Below are 26,004 nucleotides of genomic sequence, written 5' to 3' on the forward strand. Positions count from 1 at the left end.
CACGACGGTCACGCTGCCCTCCCCTCCCGGTCCCGCGCTTGTAAGTTCGTGCGCGATCCACGCGCCGTGTGCAAGGCTCACCCCCATGGCCGCGACCCGGCACGCGATCCTCACCGGCGACGATCTCTACGTCGCGGACGTGCGCTGCGGTGATCCGCCCGCCGGGTGGACGCCGGTGCGCGCCGCGGAGGTCTTCGGGCTCGTCCTCGTTCGCGACGGTGTCGTACGGGCACGGGTGGACGGCGTGGAACAGACGATGGACCCCGCGTCGGTGTACGTCGAACGGCTCGGCAGCGAGCAGCAGTTCGCACACCCGCACGGCGCCGACCGCTACACGGAGCTCATTCCGTCGGAACCGCTGCTCGCCTCGCTGCTGGGCGGCGATCCCGCCGTGCCGGAGGGGCTGGTGTTCACCACGCCCGCGATGGCGCTGCGGCACCGGCTGCTGTGCGCGGCGTCCGCCCGCGGTGGCGGCACGGCCTCCGCAGCCGCCCCCGGGAACGCCGTCACGGACGCCGCCACCGACGCCTTCGGGGCCGCCGAGTCCGCCGTCGCCCTGGTCGCGGCGGCGCTCGCCCAACTGGACGCGCGCCGGGTGGCGAGCGGCGCTCCGGCCACGGCCTCGGCCCGGCGGCGGCTCGCCGACGGGGCCCGGGAGGCACTGACCGCAAACCCGCGGCTCGGGCTGCTCCCCCTCGCCGCCGAGCTGGGCTGCTCGCCGCACCACCTGAGCCGGGTGTTCCGGGCGGCGACCGGCGCCACGCTCAGCCGCTACCGCAACCGGCTGCGCGCCGCGCGGGCGCTGGAACGGCTGGCCGGCGGCGAACGCGACCTCGGCGGCCTCGCCGCCGAACTCGGCTTCGCCGACCAGGCGCACATGACGCACGTCGTACGCGCCGAGTCCGGGCTCCCCCCGGGCCGGCTCCGGGCCCTCCTCGCACCCGCCCCCGGACCGGGCGGCCCCTGACCTCCCGGCCCTCCTCCGCCCGGCGGCTCCCCCGCGGGCCCCCGCACGCGCCGCCCGCACGGGCCTGGCCGGCCGGTCCGACCGAACCGGCCTGCCTCATCGCCCGCGACTGCACGCGAAAGTGCACGTCAGCACCGGTCTCGGTGCTGCATCGGAGTTCGCCTCACAGGAACTTGTCATCGCTGTGAGGTCGGGCATTGTGGAATTCTCCTCCGGAAGGGTCCTGTACGTCGCCTCCGAGGAGTAGGTGTCCATGTCCCACAGGCAGTTGAACGTCTGCATCGTCGGCGCCGGGCCGCGCGGCCTGTCGGTTCTGGAGCGCATCTGCGCCAACGAGCGCAAGTCCCCCGCCCACGAGAAGCTTCACCTCCACGTCGTCGACCCGCACCCCCCGGGCGCGGGCCGGGTCTGGCGGACCGACCAGCCGGATCTGCTGCTGATGAACACCGTCGCCTCCCAGGTCACCGTCTACACCGACGCCAGCGTGGAGATGGACGGCCCGATCGAGGCCGGGCCCAGCCTGTACGAGTGGGCGCGGGAGGCCGTACGGGGCGAGGGGGCCGGGCCGGCCCTGCCGGGCGGCGCGCTGGCCGAGGCACGGCAGTTGGGGCCGGACGACTATCCGACACGGGCGTTCTACGGGCACTACCTGGGGGACTCCTTCCACCGGGTGGTGGACGGCGCCCCGGACCACGTGACCGTGCGGGTGCACCGGTCCACCGCGGTCGCGCTGGACGAGGAGGAGGGCGGCGGTGCCGGCCAGTGCCTCACCCTCGACGACGGCACCCGTTTACGCCACCTCGACGCGGTCGTCCTCGCGCAGGGGCACCTGCCGGCGCGCGCCACCGAGCGCGAGAAGGAACTGGCGCGCGAGGCCGAGGAGTGCGGGCTCGTGCTCGTCACCCCCGTCAACCCCGCCGACGCCGACCTCTCCGGGATCCGGCCGGGTCAGAACGTGGTGCTGCGCGGGCTCGGACTGAACTTCTTCGACCACCTCGCCCTGCTCACCACCGGCCGCGGGGGACGGTTCGAGCGCAGCGGCGACCGGCTGGTGTACCGGCCGTCCGGCCGCGAGCCCCGGCTCTTCGCCGGCTCCCGGCGCGGCGTTCCGTACCACGCCCGCGGCCACAACGAGAAGGGCGCGCACGGCCGTTACGAACCGCGGCTGCTCACCCCCGAGGTCATCGCCCGGCTGCGCGAGCGCGGCGCCGCGGGCCGGCGCGTGTACTTCGCCGTCGACCTGTGGCCGCTGATCGCCAAGGAGGTCGCGAGCGTCTACTACGGCGCCCTCCTCGCGGCGCGGGGCCGGGAGGAGGAGGAACGGGAGGCGTTCGTCGCGGAGTACCTCGCCGCGCCCAGCGCCGAGGTGGAGGCCGCGCTGCTCGACGCACACGGGATCCCCGCCGGGGACCGCTGGAACTGGGCCCGTATCGACCGCCCGTACGCGACACGCGAGTTCCACAGCCGCGCCGAGTTCCGCGACTGGCTGCTGGGCCACCTCGCGAACGACGTGCGCGAGGCACGCGAGGGCAACGTCAGCGGGCCGCTCAAGGCGGCGCTCGACGTGCTGCGCGACCTGCGCAACGAGATCCGCCTCGTGGTCGACCACGGCGGCCTGGAGGGCATCTCGTACCGCGACGACCTGCAGAACTGGTACACGCCGCTGAACGCCTATCTGTCCATCGGCCCGCCCGCCTCCCGGATCGAGGAGACCATCGCGCTGGCCCACGCGGGCGTCCTGGAGTTCATGGGCCCCGAACTGCGCGTGCGCATCGACCGTACGGGCGACGAACCGGCGTTCGTCGCCGAGTCCAGCCGGGTGCAGGGCCCCCCGGTGCGGGCCGGAGCGCTGATCGAGGCGCGGCTGCCCGAGCCCGACATCCGGCGCACCGCCGACCCGCTGCTCACCCACCTCCTCGCCACCGGCCAGTGCAGCCCGTACCGCATCTCCAGTGACTCCGGCGCCGACGTGGTGACCGGCGGACTCGCCGTCGGCGAGCGTCCGTACCGGGTGATCGACGCCGCCGGCCGGGAACACCCCCGCCGCTTCGCCTACGGCGTGCCGACCGAGGCCGTGCACTGGGTGACCGCCGCGGGTATACGCCCCGGGGTGAACTCCGTGACGCTCGGCGACTCCGACGCCATCGCCCGCGCCGTCCTCGCTCTCACGGCCGCCGCGGACGGCCCCCGCCCCCCTCTCACCGAGGAGCTTTCGTGACCGCACCCCCCGACGCCGATCCCGACGCCGGCCTCCTCTCGCCCGTACGGGCCGGCACCCCCGTCGAAGCCGCCGTCTCGGACCGGGCGTGGCTGCAGGCGATGCTCGACGCCGAAGCGGCGCTGGCGCGCGCCCAGGCCCGTACGGGCACCATGCCCGCCGGCGCCGCCGCCGCGATCACCGCCGCGGCCCGCGCCGACCTGCTCGACCTGCGCGCGCTCGCGTGCGCCGCGCGGGAGACGGCCAACCCGGTCGTCGGTCTGGTCAAGGCGCTCTCGGCGGTCGTGGCCGAGAGCGACCCGGGAGCCGCGGAGTACGTGCACCGGGGGTCGACCAGCCAGGACGTCTTCGACACCGGCGCGATGCTGGTGTGCGACCGGGCGCTGCGCCTCGTCCACGCCGACCTGCTGCGCACCGCCCGCGCCCTGGAAGGGCTGGCGGCGGCGCACCGCGACACGCTGATGGCCGGGCGGACGCTGACGCTGCACGCGGTGCCGACGACGTTCGGGCTCAAGGCCGCCGGCTGGCGGGCGCTGGTGCTGGACGCCGCCGGGCGGGTGGACCGGGTGCTGACGGGCGGGCTGCCCGTGTCGCTCGGCGGGGCGGCGGGGACACTGGCCGGGTATCTGGAGTACGCGGCGCTGGACGGCGGCACGGGCGATTCCGGCGGGTACGTCGAGCGGCTCACCGCCGCCTTCGCCGACGAGACGGGGCTCGCGCCCGCCGTCCTGCCCTGGCACGTGCTGCGCACGCCCGTCGCGGACGTCGCCGCCGCCACCGCCGTCGTGGCCGGCGCGCTCGGCAAGATCGCCGTCGACGTGCAGTCCCTCGGCCGGACCGAGGTCGCCGAGGTGGCCGAGCCCGCGGTGGCCGGCCGCGGCGGCTCCTCGGCGATGCCGCACAAGCGCAACCCGGTCCTCGCCACCCTCATGCGCAGCGCCTCCCTCCAGGTCCCGGCGCTGGCCGCGGCGGTGACCCAGTGCATGGTCACCGAGGACGAGCGCTCCGCCGGTGCCTGGCACGCCGAGTGGCACCTGCTGCGCGAGTGCCTGCGCCTGGCGGGCGGGGCCGCGCACACCGCGGCCGAACTGGCCGAAGGGCTCCAGGTCAGGCCCGAGCGCATGCGCGCCAACATGCGGATGACGGAGAACCTGGTCACCTCGGAGCGGCTGGCGGCGGTCCTCGCCCCGCTGCTCGGCAAGGCGCGGGCGAAGCAGTTGCTCACCGACGCCGCGGCGGAGTCGGAGCGTACGGGACGGGGGCTGCCGGCGATCCTCGCGGCAGTGCCCGCGATCGCCGAACACTTCGACGAACCTGCTCTGGCGGCGCTCCTCGACCCCGCCTCGTACACCGGCGCGGCCGGCGCACTGGTGGACCGGGCGCTCGCCGACAAGTAACTCCGGCCCGTGGCACGGGACTTACTGCAGCGTACGGCGTGCGCAGGCAGGTGTGTCCCGGGCCGCGGGCATCGTCATCACCGGTGCGTGCGCGCCGAGTTCACCACCCTCCGGGGTCGTCTCCCCCGCCCCCTGTCCCTCCTGCGGGTGATCAACGCTCCAGTCCGGGGCGGCTCGTGACGATATGAGGAGGGTGACCGTCATGGATGAGTGCCTCCAATTCGTCTGTCCGCCGTGGTGCAACATGGCCGACTCACCGGAAGACCATTTCGGGGCTCTCGGTGACGACCTGTCCCGGGTGCTGCACCTGGGCTGGAATGCCGGGGCGATGTTTCAGGGGCGGGGCGACCCCCGCCAGACAGTGGGGTTCGACGTGGATCTGTGCGCGTACTCGATGACGGACGGGCGCCCGGGGCGGCCGTTCCTGCGGGTGTCGGACGAGGCCGACAGCGCGAACAACTTCGAGGTGCACGACGTGGCCTCCGCCGCCTACCTGCTGCAGCAGATGGCAGGAGCGGTACGGAACCTGGCGGGCTTTCTGGAAATGCTCAGCGCGCGCCAGGAGGCCGAGGAGGCGCAGTGGCAGGCCGTCCGTCTGGAGGGCGAGGTGCGGCAGGCCGAGCAGCAGCAGGTCAGGGCCGAGGCCGGGCTGCGCCAGGCGCAGGAGTACATCGGCGTCCTGGAGCGCGAGATGGAGGCGGCGGGGGCGGCCCGGGACGCGGCCCAGTGGCAGGTGGAGAAGGCCCGCGGGCGGGTGGCGGAGGCCGAGCGCACCGCGCGGGAGAGCCGCCGGGTCGCCGACGCCGCCGCGGCACGCTCGGCCCGGCTGGAAGGGGCACGGTAGGAGCCGCCGGGCCGGGCAGTCGCCGTGAGCCGCCCGGGGGCGGGAGCGGGGCCGGGCACCGCCCGGGCCGGGAGCCGCGCGGGTCAGGAACCGCTCGGCTGGCTGAAGCGGAGCAGGTTGCCCGACGGGTCGCGAAACGCGCAGTCCCGTACCCCGTAGGGCTGGTCGGCCGGCTCCTGCAGCACCTCCGCGCCGGAGGCGAGGATGCGCTCGAAGGTCGCGTCGCAGTCGTCCGTGTCGAAGATGACGCCGCGCAGCAGGCCCTTGGCCAGCAGCCGCTCCATGGCCTCGCGGTCCGCGGGCAGGGCGTGCGGGTCGGCCAGCGGGGGTTCGAGGACGATGCTCACGCCGGGCTGCTCGGGCGACCCCACGGTCACCCAGCGCATGCCCTCGAACTCGACGTCGTTGCGGACTTCCAGGCCCAGGACGTCGCGGTAGAAGGCGAGGGCTTTGTCGTGGTCGTCGACGGCGATGAAGCACTGCGAGAGCACGATTCCCATGCGGCTCACGCTACCGGAGCAGGGTGTCCTCCGCGCTCCGCCGCCGCACCGGCCGCGTGCGGATCTTGGCGATGCACGCCGGGATGGCGGCACCCTGGTCGTGGCTGCGGGCCCGGTAGGCGCCGGGGCTCTCTCCGACCAGTTCGGTGAAGCGCGTGCTGAACGATCCCAGCGAGGAGCAGCCGACCGCGAAGCACACCTCGGTCACCGTCAGGTCGCCGCGCCGCAGCAGCGCCTTGGCGCGCTCGATCCGGCGCGTCATCAGGTAGCTGTACGGCGTCTCCCCGTAGGCGGCACGGAAGCTGCGGGAGAAGTGGCCCGGCGACATGAGCGCGACGCGCGCCAGCTCCGCCACGTCCAGCGGAAGGGCGTAGTCGCGGTCCATCGCGTCCCGGGCCCGGCGCAGCCGGGCGAGATCCTCCAGCCTCACTCCTTCACCATGCCACAGCACCCCTCGCCGGCCGGCTCCGCGTGCCGCGCTACGCCCCGACGTACTCCGCGAGGTGCTCCCCGGTGAGCGTCGACCGGCCGGCGACCAGGTCGGCGGGCGTGCCCTCGAAGACGATCCGGCCGCCGTCGTGGCCGGCACCGGGGCCGAGGTCGACGATCCAGTCGGCGTGCGCCATGACGGCCTGGTGGTGCTCGATGACGATCACCGACTTCCCGGCGTCGACCAGCCGGTCGAGCAGCCCGAGCAACTGCTCCACGTCGGCGAGGTGCAGGCCGGTCGTCGGCTCGTCCAGGACGTAGATCCCGCCCTTGCCGGCCATGTGCGTGGCCAGCTTGAGCCGCTGCCGCTCGCCGCCGGAGAGGGTGGTCAGCGGCTGCCCGATGCTGACGTAGCCGAGGCCGACCTCGGACAGCCGCCGCAGTATCCGGTGCGCGGCGGGCGTGCGGGCCTCGCCCCCGGCGAAGAACTCCTCGGCCTCCGCGACCGGCATGGCCAGCACCTCGCTGATGTCCCGCCCGCCGAAGCGGTAGTCGAGGACGGACGCCTGGAACCTCTTGCCCTCGCACTCCTCGCAGGTGGTGGAGACGCCGGCCATGATGCCGAGGTCGGTGTAGAGGACGCCCGCGCCCTTGCAGGCGGGGCAGGCGCCCTCGGAGTTGGCGCTGAAGAGCGCCGGCTTCTGGCCGTTGGCCTTCGCGAACGCCTTGCGGATGGGGTCGAGCAGCCCGGTGTACGTCGCCGGGTTGCTGCGCCGGGAGCCGCGGATGGGGCCCTGGTCGACCGAGACCACGCCCGCGTCGGCGGGGAGCGAGGAGTGCACCAGCGAGCTCTTGCCGGAGCCGGCGACACCGGTGATCACGCAGAGGACGCCGAGCGGTATGTCGACGTCGACGTCCCGGAGGTTGTGCGCGTTCGCACCGCGGATCTCCAGCGCGCCGGTGGCCTTGCGCACGGTGCCCTTGAGCGCGGCGCGGTCGTCGAGGTGCCGGCCGGTGACGGTGCCGGCGGCGCGCAGCCCGGCCACCGTGCCCTCGTAGCAGACGGTGCCGCCGTCGGTGCCGGCCCCGGGGCCGAGGTCCACGACGTGGTCGGCGATCGAGATGACCTCCGACTTGTGCTCGACGACCATCACCGTGTTGCCCTTGTCACGCAGCCGCAGCAGCAGCTCGTTCATCCGCCGGATGTCGTGCGGGTGCAGCCCGGTGGTGGGCTCGTCGAAGACGTAGGTGGTGTCGGTGAGCGAGGAGCCGAGGTGGCGGATCATCTTCGTGCGCTGCGCCTCGCCGCCGGACAGGGTGCCCGAGGGGCGGTCGAGCGACAGATAGCCGAGGCCGATCTCCACGAACGAGTCGAGGGTGTCCCGCAGCGTTTTCAGCAGCGGTGCCACGGACGGCGCGTCGAGGGCGCGCACCCACTCGGCCAGGTCGTTGATCTGCATGGCGCAGGCGTCGGCGATGCTGATGCCCGCGATCTTCGAGGAGCGGGCCGCCTCGCTGAGCCGTGTGCCGTCGCAGGCGGGGCAGGCGGTGAACGTCGCCACCCGGTCCACGAAGGCACGGATGTGCGGCTGCATGGACTCCCGGTCCTTGGACAGGAAGGACTTCTGCACCCGCGGCACCAGGCCCTCGTAGGTCAGGTTCATGCCGCTGATCTTGAGCTTGGCCGGCTCGTGGTGCAGGAAGTCGTACAGCTCCTTCTCGCTGTACTTGCCGATCGGCTTGTCCGGGTCGAGGAGGCCGGACTCCGCGAACATCCGCACCATCCAGCCGCCGGGCTTGTAGCCGGGGATGGTGATCGCACCCTCGGCCAGCGACTTGGTCTCGTCGTACAGCTCGCGCAGGTCGATGTCCGAGACGCTTCCCATGCCCTCGCACCGCGGGCACATGCCGCCGGTGCCGGTGAAGGCCACGTCGACCGTCTGGCCGGCGCCGCGGTCGACGGTGACCGCCCCGCTGCCCTGGGCGGAGGCGACGTTGAAGGAGAAGGCGTTGGGCGGGCCGACGTGCGGCTCGCCCAGACGGCTGAAGAGGATGCGCAGCAGCGCGTTGGCGTCGGTGGCGGTGCCGACGGTGGAGCGCACGTTGGCGCCCATGCGCTCCTGGTCGACGATGATCGCCGTGGTCAGCCCTTCGAGGACGTCCACGTCGGGCCGGGCGAGGGTGGGCATGAAGCCCTGCACGAAGGTGCTGTAGGTCTCGTTGATCATCCGCTGGGACTCGGCGGCGATGGTGTCGAAGACCAGCGAGCTCTTGCCCGAGCCGGAGACGCCGGTGAAGACCGTCAGCCGCCGCTTGGGGATCTCCACGTCGACGTTCCGCAGATTGTTCTCACGCGCGCCGTGCACACGGATCAGGTCGTGGCTGTCCGCGGCGTGCCGCGCAGGCGCCGGTGTGTCCTTCCTGGTGGCCATGCTCGTCTCTCCGTGTGTCAGGCGGTCGCACGGCCCGGTCGGCCGGCCGTCCCCGCCACCCTAGAACCGGCCTCTGACAACCGGGCCGGAGCGGCGGCCGCGGCACCGGTACCGGCACGCTGACGGGCATCGCCGGCGCGTGCCCGGACATCGCCGGCGCGGGCACGGCGGACGGCGCGAAGACGCAGATCCGGTCGTGCACGGGCGGTGCGAACCAGAAGGGGACGCACCACACGGAGTGAGTCACGCCCGCCCCCAGCGCGCGTACTGCACTATGGATCGCCGGGGCGACGCCCCGGTGATCCGGCGACGTGGGGGAGGAACGGATGGGGGGAGCCGAGAAGGCCGCCGCGGCGACCGCGGCGCGGATGCGGGAGGCCGCGCGGGCGCTGCTGGCCGTACTTCAGCCGGAGCAGGTACGGGAGCTGCGCGCCGGGCCCGCCCGGCTGGACGTGCCCGAACTGCGCGAGTGGACGTACCTGCCCGGCCCTCGCCCCGGCCTGTCCACCGAAGGGCTGAACGACGAGCAGCGCGCGGCCGTCGACGCGCTGCTCGCCGCGGCGCACAGCGAGCACGGCGGGCGGCTGGCGGCCGGGGCGATCGAAGTGGAGCGCCACCGCCGGGAGCTGGCCGGCCGCCCGGGACCCGATCGCTACTGGCTCCGGCTGCTCGGCGACCCGGACGGCGCGGGCCCGTGGGGCTGGCGGATGAACGGCCACCACCTGGCCGTACACGTGCTGATCACGCCCGCCGGCCTGCGGGTCACCCCGCACTTCGTCGGCTCGGAGCCCGCGCTCGTCACGGCCGGCCCGCGCGCCGGCCGGCTGCTGGGCCCCGAGGAGGACCTGGCCCGCGAGCTGGTCACCGGCCTGGACACCGCCGCCCGCGCCACGGCGGTGTACGCCGCCGAACCCCCGGACGACATCCTCACCCGCGCCGATCCCTTCGCCGACCCGGGCCTGCTGCCGGCGGGCCTGCCGTACGGGGACATGACGCCCGGCCAGCGCGGGCTGCTGGAACGTCTGGTTCGCCGCTACCTGGCGCGGGCCCCCGAGGAGTACGCGCGGGAATGCTGGGCGGAGACGGTGGCCCGGGGTCTGGAGCGGCTCTCCTTCGCCTGGGCCGGCGGGCCGGCCCCGGGCGAGCGGCACTACTACTGCGTGCGCGCCCCGGACTTCCTCATCGAGTACGACAACACCCAGGACGACGGCAACCACGCCCACTCCGTATGGCGCCACGTGCGCCACGACTGGGGCCTGGACCTGCTGCGGGCGCACTACGAGTCCGGGCACGCCTAGCGCGGACGGTCAGGGAAGCCGGACCTCTCCCTGGTTGAGCGTGCGCGGGTGGAAGTACGCGGCCTGGATCTCGGCGTTGGAGTTGTTGCCGCGCAACTGCTCCGACCAGATCATGAAGTAGCTCCAGCGCGGCTGGCCGTCCAGCAGCGAGGCGTCGGGGACCTTCCCCATCTCACCGATGGCCATCGGCTTGCCGCCCGCGATGTTCTGCATCTGCTGGTAGTCCCCGGTGCTGGGATGGTTCTTGTACCAGACGTCGAGGGACACGACGTCGGCGTAGCCGTCTCCGGGGTAGTAGGCGCTCCAGTCGCCCGCCGGGTTGTCCTGCACGTTCCAGACCCAGATCAGGTTGTCCAGGCCGTGGGTGCCGGTGAGGTAGTCACGGGTGAGGCGGAAGAGCCTGGAGCTGCCGTCGGCGCCGGGGCGGTTGCCCCACCAGTTCCAGGACTCGTTCATCTCGTGGAAGGGGCGGAAGAGCACGGGCACGCCCGCGTCCCGCAACTGGCGCAGATACGGCGCGACGGAGTCGAGCCGCTGTTTCCAGGCGCCGTTCAGCGCGGTGCCTTCGGTGACCAGCTCCCGGAACTGCGCGTCGGAGATGTGCGACTTGACGCCGCCCTCGAACTCGCAGGATGCGGGCCCGGTGGGCGGGCAGGCGTGCCAGGTGAGGGTGACGAGTGAGCCGTTGTTCCATTCGGTCCGCGCCTGGTCGGCGACGCGCTGGCGGTTGGCGATGTCCTCGGCCCGGAACATCAGGTCGCCGCCCCACAGCCCGGGCCACTGGCCGGTGACGTCGTACACCTGCCGGGTGTACTGGCCGGGCTGGTCGGCGGGTTCCTTGTTGTGCTGGCCGGAGACGACCGAGGTACCGGTGACGGATCGCAGGTAGTCGAGCACCTGCTGGCGGGAGCCGGGCGGGAACGCCTCGGCCTCCTCGCCCGGTACGGCCAGGAGTGCCGCCGCGGTGACGACGGCGGCCGAGGCCGCGGCGAGCACCGCGCCGAGTCTGCGGCGGGGTCGGACGATGTGCATCGCTGTCTCCTTCGCGTGGGGGACTCGGCGCAAGCTAGCGCTCCGCTGAAGCTCTGTCCATAAACCGGTCAAGTTCCGTTACTTCCGCGCTCGATACGGATCGTAGACCGATCTCTGAAAGGAAGGAAGTAAACCGTTTTACTCCACGGGAGGGCCGTACGGGCCGGCGGCGGGGCACGGGCGGCCCGGCGGCGCCAAGTCGGCGCCAAGTCCCCGGATAGTCCCGGCCAACCTCCGGGGCAGATCCTGGCGCCCCGGATCATCGGCCAGAGACCGGCACGGGGGTCGCCAGCGCGATGCCGGGACGGTCCGCCTCTCAGGAGACGACACGATGAAGACGTCACCCAGAATCGCGATCGCCTATCACTCGCGCCCCGGGACCCACGCCCTGGCCCGGGCCGTCCGGACAGGCGCCGAGGCGGAAGGCGCCGTGGTGACCGCGGTCCTGGTCGAGGAGATGCGGAAGAGCGACTGGGAGACCCTGGACGCCGCGGACGCGATCGTGTTCGGGGCGCCGACGCTCCTGGGGTCGGCCTCCGGCGCGTTCCAGGTCTTCGCCGAGTCGGCCGGCGCGCGCCGGGAGACGGAGTTCTGGAAGGACAAGATCGCGGCCGGGTTCACGCACGTGCCGGGCACGGCCGGCGACAAGCACGTCACGCTCGGGTACCTCGCGACCCTCGCGGACCGGCACCGGATGTACTGGGTCAGCCCCGACCCGGCCCGGGAGCGGCACGCCGACGACGACGGCGGGAGCGCCCGCCGCTCCCCCGGCCGCTCCGGCGGCGCCGGCACCGACGGCGTCCACGAGGCCGACATCGCGAGCACCGAGCGCCTCGGCGGACGGGTCGCGCGGCACACCGCCGTGGTCCTCGCGGGACGGGCGACCCTGGGCAGGGCGTGACGAGTAGCCGGCTGCGACGCCATGGGCATCTTCGCCTTTGAGTAATGGGCCTTGAGCAAGGGGTACGAGCGAACGTCACCATGGCCGACGCCCTGGCCGCGGAGACCGGCGTCACCGCCCACCGCGGCCACGTCGGTTCCGCCGGCATCTGACCGATCTGCGCCCGACCGACCCCGGGATCGCCCGGCTCGGCGCCGGCGGTGGACGGACTGGACACGGCCGCGGACGTCACCGCACTCACGTCACTGCTGGAGCCCGACCGGACGGGCGCGCCGCGCGGCGCGGTGGAGGCGGGCTCTGTCAGTCGCCTCCGATAGCCTCGCCCGGCGGCCGGAGGCGGCCCGCACGCTGCGAAGGGGGACAGGAACATGGCACTTCCCGACGACCTGGCCGGGATGGCGCGCGACGTGCTCGACGCGAACCGCTATCTCACCCTGGGCACCACGGAGCCCGACGGGCGGCCGCGGGTCTCGCCGGTCTTCTTCACCCACGCCGGTTACCGCACCTTCTACTGGGTCTCGTCGCCGCGCGCGCGGCACTCCGCCAACATCGCCGCCCGGCCGGGCGTCGCGATCGTCGTCTACGACTCCTCCGCACCGATCGGCGCCGGCCGCGCGGTCTACGTCGGCGCGACGGCGGAGGAGGTCCCGGAGGCGGAGCTCCCGGCGGCGTGCGAGGAGGCGTTCGGCGGCGCCATGGACCCCGCGGCGACGCGGTTCACCCCGGCGGAGGTGAGCGGCGACGCCGGGCTGCACCTGTTCCGGGCCCGCGCCGCGACCTGGGAGGTCCACGTCCCCGGCCGCGATCCGAAGTACGGCACGGGCGTCGACACCCGCCGCGAGATCCGGCTCTGAGGGCGGGCTACGCGGGCCGCGGGCCGCCCAGGGCGGCGCCCAGCGCGGCGAGGTGGCCGGCGACGGGCCCCAGGGTCAGCAGCCCTGTCCCGGCACCGGCGATCTCGCCCGCCGCGGGGGCGAGCCGGTCGCGGGCGCGCGCCATCGTCTCGCGGTCGCCGAGTTCGACGGCGGCCCGCGCGACCAGGCACCACGCGGCCTCCTGCATCAGGTCGCGCGGCGGCTCGGGCACGGCGCGCAGCGCCTTCCCGGCCTCGGCGCGGCGGCCCGCGGCGAGCAGCACGAGGGGCCGCACCCACGGCTCGTACGGGCCCCAGTCGGTGGCGGCGGCGGCCGGTCCGGCGGGCGCGGTGAGCCCGCGCCGCAGCCGCAGGCAGAGCAGCGCCAGCGGCAGCAGTCCGCGCTGCAGACCCGGCATGCCGGCCCCGTCGAGGAGCACCGCGGCGGCTCGGTAGGCGGCCTGGGCACCGAAGGGCGTCTGGGCGTACGGGCGCGGGGCGGCCGCTTCGGCGGGGACGTGCGGGCGGTCCGGCCCCGCGAGCGGCCCGGACGCTTCGCCGCCGGCGGGCCCGGTCCCGGCGAGTGCTTCGGCGCAGGGCGGCGGGGTGCCGGTCTCGGCGAGGCGGAGGGCCGCGTACCAGCGGGTGAAGACCGCGACCAGCGGCAGCTCGTGCCGCTCGGCGAGCCGGTCCGCCGCGGCGGCGTGCGCGTCGGCGCCGGCGAAGTCCGCCAGCGCGGAGCGGGCCTGGAGCCGGATGAGGTGGCCCAGCACCTCGTACGTCACGAGCCCGTGCCGCGCCGCGAGCCCGACCAGCTCGGCGCCGGTCCGGTCCCGCTCCGGCGCCAGGCCGGTGCGTTCGAAGGACTGCATGAACACGCCGTTCAGCGCGAACGCCAGCAGCGCCGGATCGTCCAGATCGCGGGCGAGCCGCTCCGCCTCCCGGGCGGCCTGCGGCCCGCGCGCGGACAGGGTGCCGCGGGACTCGACGGCGACGGTGGCCAGCAGCCGGGCCCGTACCGCGGCGTGTTCGGCGGGCGGCAGCGCGACCAGGGCGCGTTCGGCGGCGGCCACGACGCGGGCGGCCTGTTCCGGGTCGTCGACGCGGGTCCAGACCGCGGGGACGTCGTAGGCGCCGATGACCCGGGCGGTCAGCTCCGCGTCGCCCGACTCCTCGGCCGCCTCGACGGCCGCCACCCGGTGCCGCCGGGCCGCCTGCAACCCGCCCCCGCCGGTGACGGCGAGGCTGCGGAGCAGCCCGACGGTGGACTCCAGCCGGGCGCGGGCACCTCCGGCGACGGCACGGTCGTACGCGGCCGTCGCCTCCGCCCACACCCGCCGCGCCTCGTCGCCGCCCTCGCCGCCACCGCCGCCGGCCTCCGGAACGTCCCGCTCGCCCTCACCCGGCCCGCCGGGCGCCCGCCCGCCATGACCGGAGCCGCCGGCCTCGTCCCCCTCACCGCCGCCGCGACCGCGGCCGACGCCGGATCCCGGCGCCCCGGCCGCTCCGCCCGGCCCGCCGCCGTCGCCGCCCCCGGGCCCCGGGCCCGGTGCTTCCAGGTGCTCCGCCTGGGCCAGGATGTCCGTCTCCAGCCTGCGCAGCGCCGGGCCCGGGTCCACGCCCAACTGCTCGCCCAGCATCGTGCGCGCCCGGCGCAGCACCGCCAGCGCGTCGGCCTGGCGGCCCGCCCGGTACAGCGCCAGCGCCAGCAGACGCCAGGCGTCCTCGCGCCAGGGATGCCCGGCCACGTGGGCGTCCAGGTCCGCCGCCGCCTCCGCGGCGAGGCCCAGGGACAACCGGGCCTGCGCGTGCAGCTCGACGGCGTGCAGGCGCAGGTCCGCCAGCCGGGAGCGCTCGGTGCGGGCCCACGGCAGGTCCGCGAACTCCGCGTAGGCGGGGCCGCGCCACCAGCCCAGGGCATCCGCCAGCTTCTCCGCCGCGGCCCGCGGGGGCAGGGTTCTGGCGTCGGCCACCGCCGTCTCGAAGCGCCAGGCGTCGACGTCGTCCGGCCCGGCCAGCAGCGCGTATCCCGGCCCTCGGGTGACCAGCAGCCGCGCGGGCGCGCGCGGCGGGCGCGCGGGTTCGAGGGCGCGGCGCAGCGCGGCCACGAAGGTTCGTACGGCGCCCACGGCGTCCGCGGGCGGGTCGGTCCACAGATCCTCGACCATGAGGCCGACCGGGACGACGCGGCGGCGCGCGACGATCAGGCGGGCGAGGACCGCCCGGTGCCGCGGCCCCTTCAGCGCGATCGCGCCGCCCTCCGCGCCGCCGCCCTCCGGACCGCCCTCCCCGCCGCCGGCCCAGGCCGTCACCGGCCCCAGCACGCCGAACCGGACCCGCACCGCCTACCACCTCTCCCGCGCCCGCCCCGCACGGGGCCCGCCGGGCGCCACCGTACAGCGCGCTCATCCGCTGCTCATCCGCGCCGCGCACGCTGGGGACAACGCTCGGCTACGAAGGGAAAACCCCGATGTCCCCCCGCATCCCCGGCTTCGCCTACCGCCGCGTGCCCGTCGCCGACGGCGTCGCCCTCAGCGCCGCCGTCGGCGGCGACCCCGGCGGCAGCCCTGTCGTGCTGCTGCACGGCTTCCCGCAGACCCACCTCATGTGGCGGCACGTCGCCGCGCGGCTCGCCGCCGACCACACCGTCATCTGCCCGGACCTGCGCGGCTACGGCGCCAGCGACAAGCCGGCGGAGACGGCCGGCGGGGGCGCGTACGCGAAGCGCACGATGGCCGGGGACGTCGTGACCCTCGCCCGCGAGCTGGGCTACGAGCGCTTCGCGCTGGCGGGCCACGACCGCGGCGCGCTGGTGGCGTTCCGCGCCGGGCTCGACCACCCCGGCGCGGTCACGCACCTGGCGTGCCTGGACGTGCTGCCGACCCTCGACATGTGGGACGTGATGCACGGGGTGCCGGCGGCGGTCGGCTTCCACCTCTACCTCATGGCGCAACCGCCCGGCCTGCCCGAGGAGATGATCGCCGCGGCCCCGGACGCGTTCTTCGGCCACTTCCTCGACATCTGGTCCGGCGGCGCGGACGCCTTCCCCGCCGAGGTACGCGCCGCGTACCTGGCGGCGTCCCGGGACGCGGTGCCGTCGATCGTGGCGGACTACCGGGCGTCCGCGGGCGTCGACGTCGAGCACGACGGCGCCGACCGCGCGGCCGGCAACCGCCTGCGCATGCCGGTGACGGTCCTGCAGCAGGACTGGGGGGCCGCCCTCGGCTTCGACGCCGCCGCGCGGTGGCGTGCCTGGGCCCCCGGCCTGCGGCACACCACCGTGAGCTGCGGGCACTTCATGGCCGAGGAGGCCCCGGACGAGATGGTCGCGGCGCTGCGCGACCTCCTCGCCCGCAGGCCCGCGGCTAGGACAGCGTGAGTCCGTAGACCGACAGGATCTCCTTGACGGGCTGGTAGTAGGTCACGCCGCCGGAGGCGCAGGTGCCGGAGCTGCCGACGATGATCCCCACCGCCTTGCCGCCGGAGAACGCCGGTCCGCCGTTGTCGCCGGGCTCGGAGCAGATGGTGGAGCGGAACAGGCCGGAGACGGCCCCCTCGGGGAAGTTCACGGTGAGGTTGGCCGCCTGTACGGTGCCGCAGTGGTAGCCGCTGACCCCCCCGTAGTGGCACAGCGCCATGCCGGGCGACGGGTCGACGGCGCCGGTGATGTCCACCGGCGCGCCGCCGCTGCCCTTCACCTCGCCGGGGTACGACACGGAGGTGTTGGTGTAGCCCACGATGCCGTAGTCGTCGCGGGGGAAGCTGGATCCCTCGGTCACGCCCACAGACACGCGGCTGCCCTCCACGTCGGCGGCCCACGGGGTGCCCACGTTGGCGCAGTGGCCGGGAATGAGGCCGTACGAGCCGCCGTCGGCACCCACGGCGTTGAAGCCCAGGGTGCAGGAGAACCCGGCGCCGTACAGTGCGTCCCCGCCGCGCAGCGCGCCCGCGGCGGCGGTGTGCGCCGGGGCGGGCGGGGCGAGCACCGTCAGCAGCGTGCCGAGCAGCGCGAGCACGGCGGCGGTGGCGAAGGAGCGTAACGGAGGAGCGGTACGGCGTCGGCTCACGGGTCCCTGCCTTCCGGGCGGCGACGGTCTCGACCGCATTGTGCTCGCGGCGCACGGAACCAGGAAGGGGTCGGTCGTGGGCGGCCGGGAAGTGCCGGGGCTCAACCGCGCGGCAACAGGCCGGTCTCCAGCGCGACGACCACCGCCCGCGTCCGGTCGCCGACGTCGAGCTTGGCGAAGATGCGCAGCAGGTGCGTCTTCACGGTGGCCTCGCCGATGAACAGGCGCCTGCCGATCTCCGCGTTCGACAGTCCCTCGGCCACGCCGGCCAGGACCTCGGCCTCGCGCGGCGTGAGCGTCACCGGGGCCGGGCTGCGCATCTTCGCGACCAGGCGCTGGGCGACACGGGGCGCGAGAACCGTCTCCCCGCGGGAGGCGGCGTGGATGGCGTCGACCAACTGCACGCGGGTGGCGTCCTTGAGCAGATAGCCGGTGGCGCCGGCCTCGACCGCGCGCTCGATCTCGCCGTCCGTGTCGTACGTGGTGAGGATCAGCACCCGGCAACGCGCCGCCATCGCGACGATCGCGGCGGTGGCGCCGACGCCGTCGAGCTGCGGCATCCGCAGGTCGAGCAGGGCCACGTCCGGGTCGAGGCGGGCGACGAGTGCGACGGCCTCGCGGCCGTCGCCGGCCTCGCCGACGACCTCGATGCTGGGCTCGGCGGCGAGCAGCGCGACGAGACCGGCGCGCATCACGGTGTGGTCGTCGGCGAGGACGACGCGAAGTGGCGTGGCGGGCGTGGGCGTCGTCATGTCACACCTGTCCGTCGGTGGCGGTTCCGGTCGTGTGTGTGGCGTCCGGGAGGGTGTCTGCCGCACCGGGTCCGGCGGCCGGGACGGTGACGAGTATGCGGGTGCCGTCACCGGGCGAGCTGGTCACGGTCAGCTCGCCGCCGAACTCGGCGAGCCGCCTGCGCATCCCGTCGAGGCCGAAGCCCCCGGCCGGCACGGCGCCGTCCGGCCCGGCGCCGCCCGCGGTGCCCGCCCCGGGCACGCCGGGCGCGAACCCCTTCCCGTCGTCGGTGATCTCCAGCTCGATGCCCTCCGGGCCCGCCGCCAGCACCACCCCGACGGTCGACGCCTCCGCGTGCTTGCGCACGTTGGCCAGCGACTCCTGCGTACAGCGCAGCAGCGCGATCCGGGTCGGCTGGTCGCAGTCGACATGCGGCAGTTCGGCCTCGACCACCAGACCGGTGTCCTCGGCGAAGGCGTCCAGGGTGCGACGCAGCGTGGCGGCGACGGAACCGGCGGCGACCCCGCTGCGCGGAGCGGCCCCGACGAGGACGCGGGCCTCGGCGAGGTTCTCGCGGGCGGTGCGCTCGATGGACTGCAACTGCTGCGCGCTCTTCGCGGGTTCGGCGGCCAGCCCGGCGCGCGCCGCCTCGGCGAGTACGACGATCGACGCGAAGCCCTGCGCGAGGGTGTCGTGGATCTCCCGCGCGATACGCTCCCGCTCCTCGGCGGCGCCCTGCCGCTTCTGCGCCTCCACGAGCCGCTGTTCGGCGTCCGCCAGCCGGCTGCGCAGCCGGGCGCGCTCGTCGCGTGCCGCCAGCGCCCGGGGGGTCAGCAGCGCGATGGCGACGCTGACCGCGTAGACGGCGACGGACGAGACGGCGTTGGTGGTGAGGCTCTCGGCGCTCCAGCCCTCGCGCAGGGCCCCGCCCAGGGTGATCGCGACGGCGCCGAGGCCGCTGCAGAGGACGGCGCCCCGCAGGCTGTCCACGAAGATCACGAACTGCGCCAGCATCACCGTGTACAGGACGCCGAATCCGTCGCGGAGCCACGCCAGCACGCCCAGCGCGAGGATCAGCAGGACCAGGTAGCCGTACGCGAGCCGCACCGGGTTCCCGGGGCGGCTGCGCACGACTCCGTATCCGAGGCCGAGCACGGCCACGAGCGCGAGCGACCCGTAGCGGTCCCCGGACGGGACGTCTCCCAGGAGGGTGATCAGGGTCAGCAGAGCGATGATCGCCCAGGAGAAGACGTCCCAGCCGTGGAGCATCCAGATCCAGAAGGGGTCGCCGCGCCGTGGCCGTGGGAGCATGGCGGTCAGCGTACGTCCTCGAACGTCCGCGTGAGCGCCCCGGCTTCGTCGCAGGTCGCGGTGGGTGCCGCCGCGGGCTCGGCCGCGGCCGGCGGGCGCGGCGCCCGCCACCAGGCGCGCTCGCCGAGGAGCAGCAGGGCCGCGGGCAGCACCATCATCCGGATCACCACCGCGTCGAGCAGCACGGCGAACGCCAGGCAGAAGCCCATCTGCTTCATCTCGGTCAGATGCAGCGCGACGAACCCGGCGAACACGGTGCCCATCACGACCGCCGCGCTGGTCACGACCTTCGCCGACGCCGCGATGCCCGCGACGACCGCCTCCCGCGCCGGCGTCCCGGCGTCCCGGGCCTCCTTGATCCGGCTGACCACGAACACCTGGTAGTCCATCGACAGACCGAAGAGGATCACGAAGAGGAACAGCGGCACCCGGGAGGCGATCGCGCCCATGGAGTCGAAGTCGAGCAAGCCTTCGGCCCAGGTGCCCTGGAAGACGGCGACGAGCGCGCCGAGCGCGGCGGCGGCGGAGAGCAGGTTCAGCGCGACGCCGAGAAGCCCGATGACCACCGAGCGGAACGCGGCCACGGTCATCACGAAGGTGACCAGCAGCAGGGCGCCGATGACCAGCGGCAGCTTGTCGCGCTCGTGCGCGACGTAGTCGGCGCCGCGGGCGACGTCCCCGCTGACGGCGGTCTCGACGCCGGCCAGTCGTCCGACGGTGGCGGGCAGGTGGTCGTCGCGCAGGTGGCGCAGAGAGTCCCGGGCGGGCCCGGAGTTGGCGAAGTGCGGTACGGAGAGCACGAGCACGCTGGTCCGGCCGTCGGGTGAGGTACGTACCGCGGGCTCGGCGTCGCGGACGAACAGCGGATCGGCGGACGCCCGCCGGCCCAGCGCGGCCAGCGCCCGCCGCACCTCGGGGGCCCGCTCCGCGGCGGACCGGGCGACGACCTCGTGCTGCACCTTCAACTCGGGGAAGGCGGCGGTCAGCCGGTCGTATGTCTGCATGGCCGGGATGTCGCGGGAGAACGTGTCCTTGCCGGGGTCCACGAGCCTCATCCCCAGCGCGGGCGCGGCGAGCGCGAGCATGGCCAGCACGGAGACGACCAGGGTGGCGACGGGGCGCCGCTGCGCGGGCCGCAGCAGGGCCGCGAAGACCCGCCCGTGCTCGGGGCGTTGCCGGCGCCGGCGCCACGCGTTCCCGCGGGCCTCGTGGCGTGCCTCCCGGCGTGCGGCCCGCCGCTCGGCGCGGCGGCCCAGGGTCACGAGCAGCGCGGGCAGCGCCGTCAGGGAGCTGACGACGGCGACGGCCACGACGAGGATCGTGCCCGTGGCCAGGGAGGAGAAGATGACGTCGGTGGCGAGGTAGAGGGTGGCGGTGGAGACGATGACGGCGAGACCGGAGACGACGATGGCCCGGCCCGCCGTCGCCGCGGCCAGCTCGACCAGGGCCGCCGACGACAGCCTGCCGTTGGCACGGGCGCGCTCCTCGCGCTCGCGCTTGAGGGAGAAGAGCGTGTAGTCGACGCCGACCGCGAGGCCGATGAGCAGGATCAGGTTGGTGCCGACGCCGGGGTCGGGCAGCAGGTGGGAGGCCAGCATCGACAGGCCGAGCGCCGCGGCGATCGACGTCAGCGCCAGCAGCAGCGGCACGCCGGCCATCACGACGGACCCGAAGACGACGAGCAGGGTGACGAGCGTGACGGGCAGCGAGATGCGCTCGGAGAGCGCCAGGTCCTCCCCGCGCTGCTCGTTGACCCCCTTGCTGATCGCGGGCGAGCCGGTCTCCTCGACGACGACGCCGGGGTGGGCCGCGGCCACCTCGCGGGTCTGCTCCAGCAGCGGCCCGACGTTCTTCCTGCCGTCCAGCTCGGCGCCCTTGAGCACGACCGGCACCCGCAGCGCGCCGCCGTTCGCGGAGCGTACGGGCGCGCCGACGGCCGCCACTTCGGGCAGCCGCTCCATCCGGTCGGTGACGTCCCGGGCCGCCGCGCGGGCGGCGGCGGGGTCGAGGGGTCCGCCGGGCTCGGCGCGGATGAGGACGTGTTCGGTGGGCTTGCGCTGCAGCCCGCCCTCGGTCGCCCACTGCTCGGCGCGACCGCCCTCGCCGACCCAGAAGTCCTCGGTGGTGGCGGGGTTGCCGCCGGCGGAGAAGCCGGTGCCGACGCAGAGCGCGACGAAGACGAACCAGCCGACGATCGCGCGCCACGGGTGCCGGGCGCTCCAGCGGGCCATGCGTACAGGGAGTTTTCTCATGACCGGAATGCTCCCGAGCGCGGCCCTGTCCCCGACAGCCGCGACCGGTGGAACCGGGGGTCCACCGGTCGGTGGACCCGGCCGGGCGCTCCGGCGCGTACCGGGCGGCTTTCGGCCCGTACGCCCCCGGCCCCCGGGTCCCGCCCGGACGCCTCAGGCCGCCGGCGGACCGGGCTCTTCGGGCCGCGGGCCCGGCTCCTTGTCCTCGTTCCGGTCCCGGCCCGCGCCCCGGCCGCCCCGCAGCCGCGTCGCGAGCCCCCGGATCTGCAGCTCGAACTCCCCGTCGTAGCGCCGGTGTCCGGCCCGTACCGCCGTCTCGACGACCTGCTCGCCCCGCTCCTCGATGAGGATCAGCTCGTCGTGCCGCAGGTCGCGCATCAGCGCCACGCAGAGCATGATCATCACCAGCGTGAACGGCACGGCGACGAGGATCGTGAGGTTCTTCAGCCCGGTCAGCGCGGCGTCCCCGCCGCCCCCGACCAGCAGCATGACGGCGGCGACCGCGCCCGTCAGCACGCCCCAGACCACGACCACCATGCGCGTCGGCTCCAGCGTCCCCGACTGCGACAGCGCACCCATCACGATCGACGCGGCGTCCGCGCCGGAGACGAAGAAGATGCCGACCAGGACCATCACCAGCAGCGTCGTGACGCCGGCGATCGGGTACGCGTTCAGCACCGCGAACAACTGCCCCTCCTGCGTCGACTCCTCGGTGATGGCCGCACCGCCGGCCTCCTGGTGCATCGCCGTGCCGCCGAGGATGCAGAACCACACGAGGCTGACGGTGCTGGGCACGAGGATCACGCCGCCCACGAACTGCCGGATGGTGCGCCCCCGGCTGATGCGCGCGATGAACATGCCGACGAACGGCGTCCACGAGATCCACCACGCCCAGTAGAAGACCGTCCAGGCCGACAGCCAGCCGGCGACGTCGTTGCCGCCGCTGGCCTCCGTACGCGCCATCATCTCCGGTAGCTGGGCGATGAACGAGCCGATCGAGGTCGGCACCAGATCGAGGATCAGGATCGTCGGGCCGGCGATGAAGACGAACAGGGCGAGCGCGGCGGCGAGCACCATGTTGATGTTGGACAGCCACTGGATGCCCCGCTCGATGCCGGAGACGGCGGAGGCGACGAACGCGGCGGTGAGCACGGCGATGACGAGGATCAGCAGCCCCTCCCCGACCTCCTTGGACGTCCAGCCGACCTCCCTGATGCCGCTGCCGATCTGCAGCGCGCCCAGCCCGAGGGAGGCGGCGGAGCCGAAGAGCGTGGCGAAGATGGCGAGGATGTCGATGACCTTGCCGACGCCGCCGTTGGCGTGCCGCGAGCCGATGAGCGGGGTGAAGACGGCGCTGATGGTCTGCCTGCGGTTGCGGCGGAAGACGCTGTAGGCCATGGCCAGGCCGACGGCGGCGTAGATGGACCAGGGGTGCAGCGTCCAGTGGAAGAGGGTGGTCGCCATCGCGGTCTCCATCCGCGCGGCGGTGTCGGACCCGCCGGGGACGGTGTCCGGCGGCGGGGAGGTGAAGTGCGACAGCGGCTCGTTGACACCGTAGAACATCAGGCCGATACCCATGCCGGCGCTGAACATCATCGCCACCCACGACACGGTGCGGAACTCCGGCGGCTCGCCCTCCCTGCCGAGGGTGATCCGGCCGTAGCGGCTGAAGGCCAGCCAGAGCGAGAAGATCACGAAGCCGGAGGCGGCGAGGACGAAGGCCCAGCCGCCGTAGTGCATGGTGTCGTTGAGCAGGGACGTCGAGACGTCCTCCAGGGAGTCCGTCGCCACCGCGCCCCAGACCACGAACGCCGTCGTCAGCGCGGCGGCGACGCCGAAGACCACCGCGTCGGTACGCGGTGCCCGCCCCGGACCACCGCCGCCTTCCGCGGGCGTCTCCGCCCGTTCGTCGAGCACGTACGGTCACCCTCTCCCTACGCTCCGTGTGCAGAACCCACTCACCATAGGCGAAGGGGGACCGGAGCGCCCGGGACCGGGGACCTCAGCGCGCGGCTGCGGCGGCGGCCATCGCGGCGCCGACGATGCCGGCGTTGTTCTGCAACTCGGCCGGGACGACGTCGGCACGGATGCCGGTGATGTCGTGGAGGAACTTGTCCGCCTTGCGGCTCACGCCGCCGCCGATGACGAACAACTCGGGCGTGAAGAGCATCTCCAGGTGGGCGAGGTAGCGCTGCACCCGGTGGGCCCAGTGCTTCCAGGTCAGATCCTTCTCCTCGCGCTCCTTGGCGGAGGCGCGCTTCTCCGCCTCGTGGCCGTGCAGTTCGAGGTGGCCCAGCTCGGTGTTGGGGACCAGCTTGCCGCCGGTGAAGACGGCGCTTCCGATGCCGGTGCCGAAGGTCAGCACGATGACGGTGCCGGTGCGTCCGCGGGCGGCGCCGAAGGTCAGCTCGGCGATGCCGGCCGCGTCGGCGTCGTTGACGAGGTGGACGCGGCGGCCGAGCCGGTCGCCGAGGAGGGCGGCGGCGTCGACGCCGATCCAGCTCTTGTCGACGTTGGCCGCGGTGCGCACGACGCCGTCGGTGAGGACCCCCGGGAAGGTGACGCCGACCGGCCCTTCGTAGCCGGCGAAGTGCTCGACGACCGCGGCGACACCGCCGGCGACGGCGTCGGGGACCGCGGGGTGCGGGGTGAGAACCTTGTGGCGCTCTTCGGCAAGGCTGCCCGTGTCCAGGTCGGCCGGGGCGCCCTTGATGCCCGAGCCGCCGATGTCGACTCCCATGATGTCCATGCCACAGACGATACGGCGGCGGGGACCCGGGGCCGGTCAGGACGGCCGGAGGGGTCGTACGAAAGGCGGCGGGGGCGGCGGCGCGGAGGGCCGGCCCCGTGCGCGTACGGCGGTGCGGGACCGCGCACGGCGGGGAGCGGCACGTACGCCCACTGTCCGATAACCGGTGTTCCGCGACCGGAGGGGTTCTTGACGCGCCTGACCGGCTCCGCCAGCCTCATGTGCACGACAACCCCCCACAGTTGGGAGCTCCGATGCCCCTCCGTCGTACACGTCTCAGGTCGCGGCCGGCCGCCGCGGTCCTGGCCGGCGGGCTGCTGACCGCCCTGCTCGTGCCGGTCGCGGTCGCCGCGGAACCCGCGGCGCGCCCCGCGCCCGAGCAGGCCCCGGACATCCCCGTGGCGAACGTCCGGGCGCACCTGTCCGAGTTCGAGTCCATCGCCGTTGCCAACGGCGGCAACCGCGCCCACGGCCGCCCGGGCTACCAAGCCTCGCTCGACTACGTGAAGAGCGAGCTGGACGCCGCCGGATTCACCACCAGCATCCAGGAGTTCAGCGCGAGCGGCGGCACCGGATACAACCTCATCGCCGACTGGCCCGGCGGCGACCCGGACCAGGTCCTCATGGCCGGCGCGCACCTCGACTCCGTCTCCTCGGGACCCGGCATCAACGACAACGGCACCGGCTCCGCCGCCGTCCTGGAGACCGCCCTGGCCGTCGCGCGGTCCGGCTACCAGCCCCGCGAACACCTGCGCTTCGCCTGGTGGGGTGCGGAGGAGCTGGGCCTGGTCGGCTCCCGGCACTACGTCTCGGAGCTGCCGTCCGCCGAGCTCGCCCAGCTCTCCGGCTACCTGAACTTCGACATGATCGGCTCGCCCAACCCCGGGTACTTCGTGTACGACGACGACCCGGAGATCGAGGGCGTCTTCAAGGACTACTTCGCCGGACTCGGCGTGCCCACCGAGATCGAGACCGAGGGCGACGGCCGCTCGGACCATGCGGCGTTCAAGAGCGCGGGTGTGCCCGTCGGCGGGCTGTTCACCGGCGCGAGCCGGGCGAAGTCGGCGGAGCAGGCGGAGAAGTGGGGCGGCACGGCCGGTCAGGCCTTCGACCGGTGCTACCACACCCCGTGCGACACCACGTCGAACGTGAACGACACGGCGCTGGACCGCAACAGCGACGCGCTCGCGCACGCGGTGTGGACGCTGTCCGAGTAACCCGTACGCACACTGCCCGCTCCGCTCCGGCGGACACGCCACCCCGCGGCGGGGCGGGCACCCGCGCTCCGGCACCGGGCGTCGGGGCGGCGGGGCGGCGGGGCGGCGGGACCGGACGCGCCGGCCGCGTCAGACCTCTGTGACGGCTTCCCGGGCCGCGGCCCCGGCCGCGGTTTCCCGCACCTCACCCCCGGCATCCGCCGCGGCGTCCTCCTCGCCCTCGGCGTCTCCCGCGCTCGCGGCGTCCTCGGCCCGCACCTGCGCGCAGACCGGCCGCAGCCCCTCCTTCACCGCAACGCTGATCTCGCCGAGCTCCTGCTGCTGCTCGGGCGTCAGTACATCGAAGAGGTGTTTGCGCACCTCCGTCACATGCCCCGGCGCCGCCGCCTCCAGCACGCCGAACCCGGCGTCGGTGAGCTGCGCCACGGACCCGCGGCGGTCCGCGTCGGTGGCGCAGCGGGAGACGTACCCCGCCTTCTCCAGCGCCGCCACCGCGTGCGACAGCCGGCTGCGCGAGGAGCGGGCCAGCTCGGCGAGCTGGCTCATGCGCAGGCTGCGCCCGGGGGCCTCGGAGAGGTGCACGAGGATCTCGTAATACGCCACGGGCATCCCGGAGTCACGCCGGAGCTGGCGGTCCAGATGCGCGTTGAAGTCGCGGACGGCATCCATGAAGAGGCGCCATATCCGCTGTTCGTCATCGGTGAGCCAGCGTACGTCGTTCATGTGTCCAGCATACCTATAGTTGAGTCCTCAACCAGAGCATGGTACGGTTTGAGTGAGAGTTCAACCAATCGCCCCTGCGGTG

At 74.3% G+C, this 26,004-nt stretch carries 21 protein-coding genes; 9 read left to right on the forward strand and 12 right to left on the reverse strand.

Annotated elements, in window-relative coordinates; genetic code table 11:
- The first annotated feature begins 85 nt into the window (after positions 1 to 85).
- From I003_RS0103415 to I003_RS0103430, 4 genes are all read left to right on the forward strand, one after another.
- The gene (locus tag I003_RS0103415) at positions 86 to 967 is read left to right on the forward strand and encodes a helix-turn-helix domain-containing protein (protein WP_027770210.1); all 882 of its coding nucleotides are present in this window, start codon (positions 86 to 88) and stop codon (positions 965 to 967) included.
- A 253-nt stretch (positions 968 to 1,220) separates the two neighbouring features.
- Positions 1,221 to 3,185, forward strand: coding sequence for an FAD/NAD(P)-binding protein (locus I003_RS0103420; RefSeq protein WP_027770211.1), 1,965 nt, complete (start codon positions 1,221 to 1,223; stop codon positions 3,183 to 3,185).
- Positions 3,182 to 4,582: a nitrosuccinate lyase gene (locus I003_RS0103425; protein WP_027770212.1), complete on the forward strand. Its 1,401-nt coding sequence runs from the start codon at positions 3,182 to 3,184 to the stop codon at positions 4,580 to 4,582. The genes I003_RS0103420 and I003_RS0103425 overlap by 4 nt, the downstream gene beginning before the upstream one ends.
- Positions 4,583 to 4,826: 244 nt before the next feature.
- Complete coding sequence (locus I003_RS0103430) at positions 4,827 to 5,426, forward strand: hypothetical protein (RefSeq protein ID WP_486584070.1); 600 nt, start codon at positions 4,827 to 4,829, stop codon at positions 5,424 to 5,426.
- A gap of 83 nt (positions 5,427 to 5,509) precedes the next feature.
- On the opposite strand, the gene I003_RS0103435 is transcribed toward I003_RS0103430, so the two are convergent.
- The 3 genes from I003_RS0103435 to I003_RS0103445 all read right to left on the reverse strand — a co-directional run bounded on the left by I003_RS0103435 (position 5,510) and on the right by I003_RS0103445 (position 8,787).
- Positions 5,510 to 5,926, reverse strand: a complete 417-nt coding sequence (locus tag I003_RS0103435) for a VOC family protein (RefSeq protein ID WP_027770214.1) — start codon at positions 5,924 to 5,926, stop codon at positions 5,510 to 5,512.
- Positions 5,927 to 5,936: 10 nt separating this feature from the next.
- Entirely contained in the window at positions 5,937 to 6,311 is a 375-nt protein-coding gene (locus I003_RS0103440) for a helix-turn-helix transcriptional regulator (protein WP_027770215.1), read from the reverse strand.
- Positions 6,312 to 6,405: 94 nt separating this feature from the next.
- Positions 6,406 to 8,787 (reverse strand): excinuclease ABC subunit UvrA, encoded by a 2,382-nt coding sequence (locus I003_RS0103445; RefSeq protein ID WP_027770216.1) that lies wholly within the window; start codon positions 8,785 to 8,787, stop codon positions 6,406 to 6,408.
- A gap of 326 nt (positions 8,788 to 9,113) precedes the next feature.
- On the opposite strand from I003_RS0103445, the gene I003_RS0103450 reads away from it, so the two are divergent.
- Positions 9,114 to 10,085 carry a DUF3500 domain-containing protein gene (locus I003_RS0103450; RefSeq protein ID WP_027770217.1) on the forward strand — a complete coding sequence of 324 codons (972 nt, stop codon included), beginning with the start codon at positions 9,114 to 9,116 and terminating at the stop codon, positions 10,083 to 10,085.
- Positions 10,086 to 10,094: 9 nt separating this feature from the next.
- Here the strand turns inward: I003_RS0103450 and I003_RS0103455 are convergent, their stop codons facing one another.
- Entirely contained in the window at positions 10,095 to 11,117 is a 1,023-nt protein-coding gene (locus tag I003_RS0103455; RefSeq protein WP_027770218.1) for a glycosyl hydrolase, read from the reverse strand.
- A gap of 331 nt (positions 11,118 to 11,448) precedes the next feature.
- Here I003_RS0103455 and I003_RS0103460 point away from each other — a divergent pair, with 331 nt between their 5' ends.
- Both I003_RS0103460 and I003_RS0103470 read left to right on the forward strand, forming a co-directional pair.
- A complete protein-coding gene (locus I003_RS0103460) occupies positions 11,449 to 12,018 on the forward strand; it encodes a flavodoxin family protein (protein WP_027770219.1) in 570 nt (189 codons plus the stop codon).
- 368 nt (positions 12,019 to 12,386) lie between these two features.
- Positions 12,387 to 12,872: a pyridoxamine 5'-phosphate oxidase family protein gene (locus I003_RS0103470; protein ID WP_027770220.1), complete on the forward strand. Its 486-nt coding sequence runs from the start codon at positions 12,387 to 12,389 to the stop codon at positions 12,870 to 12,872.
- A gap of 7 nt (positions 12,873 to 12,879) precedes the next feature.
- On the opposite strand, the gene I003_RS0103475 is transcribed toward I003_RS0103470, so the two are convergent.
- Positions 12,880 to 15,213 carry a BTAD domain-containing putative transcriptional regulator gene (locus tag I003_RS0103475; RefSeq protein ID WP_027770221.1) on the reverse strand — a complete coding sequence of 778 codons (2,334 nt, stop codon included), beginning with the start codon at positions 15,211 to 15,213 and terminating at the stop codon, positions 12,880 to 12,882.
- Between the two features lie 128 nt (positions 15,214 to 15,341).
- Between I003_RS0103475 and I003_RS0103480 the strand changes: the two genes are divergently transcribed.
- Positions 15,342 to 16,250 carry an alpha/beta fold hydrolase gene (locus I003_RS0103480; protein ID WP_027770222.1) on the forward strand — a complete coding sequence of 303 codons (909 nt, stop codon included), beginning with the start codon at positions 15,342 to 15,344 and terminating at the stop codon, positions 16,248 to 16,250.
- Here I003_RS0103480 and I003_RS0103485 read toward each other — a convergent pair.
- The 6 genes from I003_RS0103485 to ppgK form a co-directional block, all read right to left on the reverse strand.
- Positions 16,237 to 16,938: a S1 family peptidase gene (locus I003_RS0103485; RefSeq protein ID WP_027770223.1), complete on the reverse strand. Its 702-nt coding sequence runs from the start codon at positions 16,936 to 16,938 to the stop codon at positions 16,237 to 16,239. The genes I003_RS0103480 and I003_RS0103485 overlap by 14 nt on opposite strands.
- Positions 16,939 to 17,039: 101 nt before the next feature.
- Complete coding sequence (locus tag I003_RS0103490) at positions 17,040 to 17,690, reverse strand: response regulator transcription factor (protein WP_027770224.1); 651 nt, start codon at positions 17,688 to 17,690, stop codon at positions 17,040 to 17,042.
- A gap of 1 nt (position 17,691) precedes the next feature.
- On the reverse strand, positions 17,692 to 18,981 hold the full coding sequence (locus tag I003_RS31410) for a sensor histidine kinase (RefSeq protein WP_486584071.1): 1,290 nt from the start codon (positions 18,979 to 18,981) through the stop codon (positions 17,692 to 17,694).
- Positions 18,982 to 18,986: 5 nt separating this feature from the next.
- Positions 18,987 to 21,233, reverse strand: a complete 2,247-nt coding sequence (locus tag I003_RS0103500) for an MMPL family transporter (protein WP_051368072.1) — start codon at positions 21,231 to 21,233, stop codon at positions 18,987 to 18,989.
- Positions 21,234 to 21,386: 153 nt separating this feature from the next.
- The gene (locus tag I003_RS0103505; RefSeq protein ID WP_027770226.1) at positions 21,387 to 23,150 is read right to left on the reverse strand and encodes a BCCT family transporter; all 1,764 of its coding nucleotides are present in this window, start codon (positions 23,148 to 23,150) and stop codon (positions 21,387 to 21,389) included.
- 85 nt (positions 23,151 to 23,235) lie between these two features.
- Positions 23,236 to 23,982, reverse strand: coding sequence for a polyphosphate--glucose phosphotransferase (gene ppgK / locus I003_RS0103510; RefSeq protein ID WP_027770227.1), 747 nt, complete (start codon positions 23,980 to 23,982; stop codon positions 23,236 to 23,238).
- Between the two features lie 254 nt (positions 23,983 to 24,236).
- Between ppgK and I003_RS0103515 the strand changes: the two genes are divergently transcribed.
- Positions 24,237 to 25,199, forward strand: a complete 963-nt coding sequence (locus I003_RS0103515; protein ID WP_027770228.1) for a M28 family metallopeptidase — start codon at positions 24,237 to 24,239, stop codon at positions 25,197 to 25,199.
- A gap of 129 nt (positions 25,200 to 25,328) precedes the next feature.
- Here the strand turns inward: I003_RS0103515 and I003_RS0103520 are convergent, their stop codons facing one another.
- Positions 25,329 to 25,922, reverse strand: coding sequence for a MarR family transcriptional regulator (locus tag I003_RS0103520; protein WP_027770229.1), 594 nt, complete (start codon positions 25,920 to 25,922; stop codon positions 25,329 to 25,331).
- Between the last annotated feature and the right edge of the window lie 82 nt (positions 25,923 to 26,004).

The organism is Streptomyces sp. CNQ329, assembly GCF_000482585.1.

Excerpts from the sequence above, each read along its gene's own strand:
- I003_RS0103445 (WP_027770216.1), bottom strand. The coding sequence starts at position 8,787 with ATGGCCACCAGGAAGGACACACCGGCGCCTGCGCGGCACGCCGCGGAC.
- I003_RS0103450 (WP_027770217.1), top strand. The coding sequence starts at position 9,114 with ATGGGGGGAGCCGAGAAGGCCGCCGCGGCGACCGCGGCGCGGATGCGG.
- I003_RS0103480 (WP_027770222.1), top strand. The coding sequence starts at position 15,342 with ATGTCCCCCCGCATCCCCGGCTTCGCCTACCGCCGCGTGCCCGTCGCC.
- I003_RS0103415 (WP_027770210.1), top strand. The coding sequence starts at position 86 with ATGGCCGCGACCCGGCACGCGATCCTCACCGGCGACGATCTCTACGTC.
- I003_RS0103520 (WP_027770229.1), bottom strand. The coding sequence starts at position 25,922 with ATGAACGACGTACGCTGGCTCACCGATGACGAACAGCGGATATGGCGC.
- I003_RS0103490 (WP_027770224.1), bottom strand. The coding sequence starts at position 17,690 with ATGACGACGCCCACGCCCGCCACGCCACTTCGCGTCGTCCTCGCCGAC.
- I003_RS0103420 (WP_027770211.1), top strand. The coding sequence starts at position 1,221 with ATGTCCCACAGGCAGTTGAACGTCTGCATCGTCGGCGCCGGGCCGCGC.
- I003_RS0103455 (WP_027770218.1), bottom strand. The coding sequence starts at position 11,117 with ATGCACATCGTCCGACCCCGCCGCAGACTCGGCGCGGTGCTCGCCGCG.
- I003_RS0103515 (WP_027770228.1), top strand. The coding sequence starts at position 24,237 with ATGCCCCTCCGTCGTACACGTCTCAGGTCGCGGCCGGCCGCCGCGGTC.
- I003_RS0103435 (WP_027770214.1), bottom strand. The coding sequence starts at position 5,926 with ATGGGAATCGTGCTCTCGCAGTGCTTCATCGCCGTCGACGACCACGAC.
- ppgK (WP_027770227.1), bottom strand. The coding sequence starts at position 23,982 with ATGGACATCATGGGAGTCGACATCGGCGGCTCGGGCATCAAGGGCGCC.
- I003_RS0103500 (WP_051368072.1), bottom strand. The coding sequence starts at position 21,233 with ATGAGAAAACTCCCTGTACGCATGGCCCGCTGGAGCGCCCGGCACCCG.
- I003_RS0103470 (WP_027770220.1), top strand. The coding sequence starts at position 12,387 with ATGGCACTTCCCGACGACCTGGCCGGGATGGCGCGCGACGTGCTCGAC.
- I003_RS31410 (WP_486584071.1), bottom strand. The coding sequence starts at position 18,981 with ATGCTCCCACGGCCACGGCGCGGCGACCCCTTCTGGATCTGGATGCTC.
- I003_RS0103440 (WP_027770215.1), bottom strand. The coding sequence starts at position 6,311 with ATGGACCGCGACTACGCCCTTCCGCTGGACGTGGCGGAGCTGGCGCGC.
- I003_RS0103430 (WP_486584070.1), top strand. The coding sequence starts at position 4,827 with ATGGCCGACTCACCGGAAGACCATTTCGGGGCTCTCGGTGACGACCTG.
- I003_RS0103460 (WP_027770219.1), top strand. The coding sequence starts at position 11,449 with ATGAAGACGTCACCCAGAATCGCGATCGCCTATCACTCGCGCCCCGGG.